The sequence below is a fragment of the Bacillus cereus group sp. BfR-BA-01441 genome, from assembly GCF_022663075.1.
GTDB classification, from domain to species: domain Bacteria; phylum Bacillota; class Bacilli; order Bacillales; family Bacillaceae_G; genus Bacillus_A; species Bacillus_A cereus.
Genome location: NZ_JAKUEU010000140.1, coordinates 1 through 6,959, shown reverse-complemented (window position 1 = coordinate 6,959; position 6,959 = coordinate 1). Strand labels below are relative to the sequence as shown.

The following is a 6,959-nucleotide window of genomic DNA, read 5'->3' as shown; positions in this document are numbered from 1 at the left end:
ATATTCCTTTTGGCTTTTTTCAGTTACTTTTACTGTATTTGTTTTTTCACTAGCAACTTGATTTGTACAGCCAACACCTAAAGTTAATAAAACTGTTGTCAATGCAAATGTTTTAAATAGTTTTTTTGTTTTCATGATTTATCTTATACTCCTTGTCAAAATCCCTCTTTATTAGTATTTTTGTTTTCGAGTTCTTTTGCGTATTTTTCAACTGAAAATTTTGACCAATAGGGAATACCAGCAATTATAATATCTTCTTTAGGGAATTTATTTCTATGTCTATATGCTGAAATCTTGCTTTGGTCATATCTAAAACCTTTTTCATTTAGATATTCGGCAAAGGTTGTTTGGCTGTAATAATCATCTATATCTAAAAGAATTGAATGTGTAGGTTTTTTAATTAAATATGTGTCGCGTTTAAAATAAATATTTATAAGATCTAAAGCGAATTCTAACCAGTCACCTTCTAAACATTCGTGAAGCTTTCCTAAATTGAAATTATTTTGCTGTGGATCTTCAAAAAACCAAGCCAACTGTAAAAATGTTTTTTCTACATTTGAAGATAATGATTTTAAAGACTGTTGAACTAAAAATATATTTTCTCGATTGTTTAAATGTTCTTCTAAGATTGGGAATTCTTTAATGATTAATTGAGTAGCATTTTTCATATTCCTTCCTCCAATACGTTTATAATTGTAGTGAATCACTACAATTATAACATACTTTGTAGTGAATCACTACAAAGTATGTTATTTTTTTACATAAATCAAAAAGGAGTGGTGTTTTTCACTCCTTATCCTTGCTTTTAAATACAATTCTCTTTTTAAAAATCATTCCGAAAACAGAAAAGGAAGACCACCTAACACCTTTAAAAAGTGAAAGAGGTCTTCCAGATCTAGAATATATATTGTTGAACCACTGAAAATATATCATCACTTTATTTTTTTGTCAATTCAAATAACTATATGTCCAGCATGTATATAAAAAAGGAGTGATTTCCCCACTCCTTTTTTATAATTTATTTATCCTCTGGTAAATATCCAATATGCCAATCTTGTTCTTTATCTGACTTAAAACAAGCTGTAACTTCACCGTTATATGGATTCAATTTAATTACAGCTTGTTCGTTTGTTTCCTCGGAATAGGCTTTATATTTAAATAATCCTTTGTCATATCTACTATATGTAATGTCGCTCATTTTAAAGTGAACTTGTTTATTCATGAATACTTTTAATTCCTCAAAGAATTGTCCTTGTAACTTTTCTAATGTTTTCATTTGTTTTTCCTCCCAGTTTTTATCTCTATTTAATCCATTTATAATAATTAACTTATTTTCAAAGAAAAATCCTGAAGTGTTTTGAAAACTAAAGCTTCAGCTTTATCTTCTTTAGAGATTTTTTCCTTTCTGTCCTTTAGTTGATTTGGGGTTAATTCCTTATTTATTGTGTAAACTGTTAAACTAGGTATGTGCTTTATTTTTTCAGAATCATTTAAATGATAATCACGTAATCCAGTTGAAATAACAATTGCTTTTTCGTTAATTTTCCATGCTTTTTTTGCATTTTTCTCTATAAAAACTAACCCAAGTAGCATATCAAGTAATAGCTCAATGTCTTCTAATACATGTTTAGCAAATTTTTCATGTGATGCATATTCAAATAGTCTTTTCTTAACTTCTTCAAGACTTTTTAAATTAATATTCATTGGCCCACCCCAAGCATCCTCACTGATAAAGCCAATTTTTTTACCATCCATATAAACTGTAGCCTGACGTAGTGGTTGACCATCGTGACCTTTAAAATTCTTATACGTTTTAATTTCAACTCCGTTGATACTTGCCATGAAAAATTCCTCCTTCGATTCATTAGTCTTTTAGATTTTTAATTTTCGCCTTTGCATTACGCAAAGGTGTTCCAAAGGAATTATTTTCGCCCTTTGACATGAAGCATGGAACATCAGCATAGGCAATATGACAAGGGTTTTAGAGTGAAAATTTTTATTTCCGAAATTTCTTTAATCGGAATAAAAAATTTCACTCCCCTTGTCATGTTGACTCATTCACTTAGTTCCAAACAGGGATAAACCGAAGGGGAAACTTTGCCCTGTTTGGAGCTTAGTGAATTTGCTGTATGTTATCGTGCGTAGTGCAAAGGCGAAAATATATAAATAAAAACAGTAAGCGTTAGCTTACTTTCCGCTTTAAATCTTTAAGCATTTAAGGTTTTTGGGTGTTAGGTTTTGCGGTTCGGCCAGTATGTACCGATAGGTAAACTCAGGAGGAACTTACAGAGAGTAGCGCTAGCGTACTCTGTGTAGTTATCCCTGTGTTTAATGCTGTGAGCGACACGTATCTCCTTGTTAGCTTCTGGATGCCTGTGAAGGCTTTCAGAAGGTTATAAGGAGTAAGTGCTACCGCCCAAATGAGAAGGTTTTGAGGACTTTTAATATGTTTCTTTCGATTAAATGTAGGGAATTGAAATCTATACGTTGAACTACTAAAAATGGAGGTGTTATTTTTGGAAAAGGATAATACAGTTATTAATATAAAATATAAACAAATGGATAAAGATCCTGAAATAAAAAAAGTAATTAATGGAATGGAGCGTTTTATTTTAGGGGATCGAGCTGTTGGATTAATGGAACATTTAGGTTTAACTCCAGGGAGAATCCAAAAAACTTTAGATGAACAATTTGAAAAAGAATTTGACGAGTTGATAGAAAAACATAAAACTTATATTTTTGAAGAATCACGAAAACGTTCTATTGATATGCTTCAAAAATGGACGAATGAAATGAACAATCCAAACGGAAAAATCACAAAAGAAGAATTGATGAAAAAAATGGGGGAAGAACAGCAAAAAGCGGAAATACAAGTTATAAAAGAATTATTAGAAAAACATTTATAAATAATGAATATTGAATAAATTTGTGTGCTTACAGGTTTAATAATGTTATAATCACATTATCTTCTTTACTTTATTTAATATATCTGTTTTATATTTCCTTCCGTTGAACCCTTAACCTTAATTTAAGGGTTATTTTTTATTATTACCATTTATCAGGAACATAGTTATTACTCATTGCATTGGATTGAAAAAAATAATATACTCTAATTGCACATAAGGTTATTATTGTTTGATGTATCCTTTGTAGTTTTCTTCTAAAGTACGGGAATAAAAGAAGAAACATAAGAGCTTATCATTGTAGGAGATGGTAAGCTTTTTTGCTATAAAATTCTATTTTATTATATAAAAATTAAACAACTACACTTTTATTGTTTTAATAGAATGTTTTTTTATAAATTGGTTATACTTAACTTGTATTCATACAAATAAGGGGGGAAGATCATGCAAAAAGAAACCGCATTGGGAAGAACAGAATATGAAGCTCTATCAAACTTAGATGCTATAATGATGCGAAAACATCCAGATGAACCTTTTGCTAGACAGTTTGCAAAAGTTTATCCATATGGTGATGAAAACAGTGAGTTCAAATTCATAGCTGAATATGTATTTTGATTTTTTCATTTTGATACAAAGTAGCAAAATGAAAAAAGTTTTAGATGGTTCGATGCCATCTAAAACTTTAATATAGAAATAAACAAAGAAAAGGAGTCTTTACTCCTTTTCTTTGTTTATTTCCTTTTCTATTATGTGTGTAAAATCTCTCTTAATCTCATTTGGCTGTAATGTTTTTAAACATTCAATACATTCATCTAACTCTATGTCATACCATGATCCAAATGCAATTTGATCACCTGTAATTGTACTTTTTTTAAAATTTACAACTATAGATGTTTCTTTTTCTGTAAATGCTGGTCTTACAATGAAATTATATCTATCGAAATCATACTCCTTATCATCGTATATGCCTTTTATCTGTTCACTAGATTCAAATTTAATCATGTTTAATTTCCCCTCACTTTTGTTAATTTTTTATCCTTTTTTAAAACTGTATATAAAAAGAAAAGGAGCTTTCACTCCTTTTCAGCGTTTAGATTCTTCGTTCATCTTTCATTGAGTAGAAATCAGTGGTGTGATTTACTATAAGTGAATCCAAAACTTCGATACCTAGTATCTTACCAGCTTCAACTAATTTCTTCGAAACTTCAATATCTTCCCTTGAAGGGTAAATATTCCCAGTTGGATGCTGGTGTGCCACGATGATTGATGCGCTATTATTTAAGATAGCGGATTTAAATACTTCACGAGCATGTACTACAGTATAATTTAATGCTCCAACATGACAACGATGTACAGCAACAACTTGATTTTTCGTGTTCAAACACATTACTAAAAATATTTCGCGGTCATCTTCACCAATAAGTTTTGAAGCAAGGTGTCGAGCATCACTAGGTGAATGAATTACAAATCTTCCATCCTCTAATTCTGTAATAACTTGTTTAATTCTTACGATTTCAAATATCTTTTCCATAGCTTAACAGCCCCTTTCATAGTTCGGAATGGAAGCAATTTTTGTGAAAAGAGTTGTCATTGCGCGGAACAGCGTGAAGCGTACAACGTATCAAGAAAAGGTTAGGGATTCTTATGAAGCTCAATGATTTAGTGGCTGTTGCGAATGCAGTTAATGAGCTTACAGCCACTTAACCTACTTAGCTTCATTAGAAGCCTTTTTCTTTTTGCAGACAATTGATAACTCTCATGAACAAAAATTATAATTAGGAGAACAAAGGAAGGAAGACGTACACTACAACCCTGTTTTTGGTTGTCTGGTTGCTTCCGAAGGAAAGAAGACAACCGATTCCTAGTGTCACGAAAGTTCACTAGGAATCAAAGAGAAGCGTTTTTCATTTAGTTTATTTCGATAAAGAAATAAACTAATCAAAACGCTTATTATTTCATTGTGAAACTATGAAATAATCGTATTTATAGGGGTTCGATGCCCCTATAAATACGTGTATTCATTAACTAAAGTAAAAAAGGATAACTTGTTATTAACAAGCTATCCTTTTTATTTAAATATTGATTGTCATACAAATTGATTTATTTTGTTTAAGTAGATTCACAACTTTTTGATAACTCATTTTTTTCCCATCTGGTCGGAATCCCACTTTATAACATGCTCTTAACACTTTCAGTTCCCTTACTTCGATTACATAAGGATTACGTTTGACATTACGATTGAGCAATTGAATCATTTCTTTTTCTGTTCCTTGTAATTTCAAAATACCATACACTATAAATTCTTTATTCAAACCATATTGGAATAAATCTCTATTTGTTTTTTCAGTTTTATAAAGTACAAACCTAATATCAATGTTATTTGACTTCCCTATTCTTGTCTTTGATTTCATTTAATTACGTTCCTCTCATATATAGTATTAACAAAAAAGAGATAGCTTGTTTTTCAAGCTATCTCCTGTACTTAAATATTGATTGTCATGCAAATTGAACCTTTTTTCTTCAAAAATTCTACAGTTTGTTGATATGACATTTGCTCTCCGTATGGACGAAAACCTACTTTGTAACATGCTCTCATTTCTGTTAAATTCCAAACTTGATTAACAAATGGCTTTTTACCAACATGTTGATTAAGTAACTGGATCATTTCTTTTTCTGTTCCTCTAAAATTAGAGATGCCATATACTTCAACCTCTTCATCTCTATCCATAGGCCAATACTTAGTTAAATTGTATTCAAGATTTGCTGTTATTTTCATATTGAATTCTCCCCTTTCATTGTTTGAAATGGAAGCAATTTTTGTGAAAAGAGTTGTCATTGCGCGGAACAACGTGAAGCGTACAACGTATCAAGAAAAGATTAGGGATTCTTATGAAGCTCAATGATTTAGGGGGTGTTGCGAATGCAGTTAATGAGCTTACAGCCACTTAACCTACTTAGCTTCATTAGAAGCCTTTTTCTTTTTGCAGACAATTGATAGCTCTCATGAACAAAAATTATAATTAGGAGAACAAAGGAAGGAAGACGTACACTACAACCCTGTTTTTGGTTGTCTGGTTGCTTCCGAAGGAAAGAAGACAACCGATTCCTAGTGTTACGAAAGTTCACTAGGAATTAAAGAGAAGCGTTTTTCATTTAGTTTATTTCGATGAAGAAATAAACTAATCAAAACGCTTATTATTTCATTGTGAAACTATGAAATAATCATATTTACAGGGGTTCGATGCCACTGTAAATATGATTATTAAATTTTCAAATCAAAAGTAAGCATTAGCTTACTTACCATAAAAAAGAATAAAAGGATTGCTCCTTTTATTCTTTCTTGGATTGTATAAATCCATCTACAGCAACTTTCCTCATTTTATTTTTAAAAGGAGAATTCAATAAATCTTGAATTGACTCTGAAACATGCCATAGTTCTTGAAATTGAGCTACAAATCCAATAAGCTCTTTTTTGTAATACACTTTATAACAATTACCTGTTGCTCCATGTATTTTACTGTCCTCTTTAATGAATGTAACAAAATAAAAATTTGTAAAAACACCTGTACTAAGGAAACTCAATGCGATTTCTCGTTTTTCTTTTACCTTTTCATCTACTAAAAATTCAGGTTGCTTATTAAAATATCTAACAATTATTCTGGCATCTTTTTTTGTTCTAATCTCCATATCCATAATATTTTTTAGTTCATTAACTTTTTCCATAGCTTAACAGCCCCTTTCATTGTTTGAAATGGAAGCAATTTTTGTGAAAAGAGTTGTCATTGCGCGGAACAGCGTGAAGCGTACAACGTATCAAGAAAAGGTTAGGGATTCTTATGAAGCTCAATGATTTAGTGGCTGTTGCGAATGCAGTTAATGAGCTTACAGCCACTTAACCTACTTAGCTTCATTAGAAGCCTTTTTCTTTTTGCAGACAATTGATAACTCTCATGAACAAAAATTATAATTAGGAGAACAAAGGAAGGAAGACGTACACTACAACCCTGTTTTTGGTTGTCTGGTTGCTTCCGAAGGAGGAAAGACAATTGATCCCCA

10 protein-coding genes are annotated in these 6,959 nt (G+C 30.9%); 2 read left to right on the top strand and 8 right to left on the bottom strand.

The window, feature by feature from the left end; all coding sequences use genetic code 11:
• Positions 1 to 155 precede the first annotated feature (155 nt).
• From MR107_RS28545 to MR107_RS28535, 3 genes are all read right to left on the bottom strand, one after another.
• Positions 156 to 668 carry a hypothetical protein gene (locus tag MR107_RS28545; RefSeq protein WP_000786430.1) on the bottom strand — a complete coding sequence of 171 codons (513 nt, stop codon included), beginning with the start codon at positions 666 to 668 and terminating at the stop codon, positions 156 to 158.
• A 350-nt stretch (positions 669 to 1,018) separates the two neighbouring features.
• On the bottom strand, positions 1,019 to 1,276 hold the full coding sequence (locus MR107_RS28540; RefSeq protein ID WP_242293037.1) for a hypothetical protein: 258 nt from the start codon (positions 1,274 to 1,276) through the stop codon (positions 1,019 to 1,021).
• A 47-nt stretch (positions 1,277 to 1,323) separates the two neighbouring features.
• Positions 1,324 to 1,842, bottom strand: coding sequence for a hypothetical protein (locus tag MR107_RS28535; protein ID WP_242293036.1), 519 nt, complete (start codon positions 1,840 to 1,842; stop codon positions 1,324 to 1,326).
• 665 nt (positions 1,843 to 2,507) lie between these two features.
• On the opposite strand from MR107_RS28535, the gene MR107_RS28530 reads away from it, so the two are divergent.
• Both MR107_RS28530 and MR107_RS28525 read left to right on the top strand, forming a co-directional pair.
• Positions 2,508 to 2,906 carry a hypothetical protein gene (locus MR107_RS28530; protein WP_242293038.1) on the top strand — a complete coding sequence of 133 codons (399 nt, stop codon included), beginning with the start codon at positions 2,508 to 2,510 and terminating at the stop codon, positions 2,904 to 2,906.
• Between the two features lie 441 nt (positions 2,907 to 3,347).
• Positions 3,348 to 3,518, top strand: a complete 171-nt coding sequence (locus tag MR107_RS28525; RefSeq protein ID WP_002163812.1) for a hypothetical protein — start codon at positions 3,348 to 3,350, stop codon at positions 3,516 to 3,518.
• 99 nt (positions 3,519 to 3,617) lie between these two features.
• Here the strand turns inward: MR107_RS28525 and MR107_RS28520 are convergent, their stop codons facing one another.
• The 5 genes from MR107_RS28520 to MR107_RS28500 form a co-directional block, all read right to left on the bottom strand.
• Positions 3,618 to 3,905 (bottom strand): hypothetical protein, encoded by a 288-nt coding sequence (locus MR107_RS28520; protein ID WP_000589173.1) that lies wholly within the window; start codon positions 3,903 to 3,905, stop codon positions 3,618 to 3,620.
• A gap of 88 nt (positions 3,906 to 3,993) precedes the next feature.
• Complete coding sequence (locus MR107_RS28515; protein WP_000411076.1) at positions 3,994 to 4,434, bottom strand: JAB domain-containing protein; 441 nt, start codon at positions 4,432 to 4,434, stop codon at positions 3,994 to 3,996.
• A 541-nt stretch (positions 4,435 to 4,975) separates the two neighbouring features.
• Positions 4,976 to 5,314, bottom strand: coding sequence for a hypothetical protein (locus MR107_RS28510; RefSeq protein ID WP_242293035.1), 339 nt, complete (start codon positions 5,312 to 5,314; stop codon positions 4,976 to 4,978).
• A 71-nt stretch (positions 5,315 to 5,385) separates the two neighbouring features.
• On the bottom strand, positions 5,386 to 5,679 hold the full coding sequence (locus tag MR107_RS28505; protein ID WP_000704504.1) for a hypothetical protein: 294 nt from the start codon (positions 5,677 to 5,679) through the stop codon (positions 5,386 to 5,388).
• 554 nt (positions 5,680 to 6,233) lie between these two features.
• Complete coding sequence (locus MR107_RS28500) at positions 6,234 to 6,626, bottom strand: hypothetical protein (protein WP_242293034.1); 393 nt, start codon at positions 6,624 to 6,626, stop codon at positions 6,234 to 6,236.
• Positions 6,627 to 6,959 lie beyond the last annotated feature (333 nt).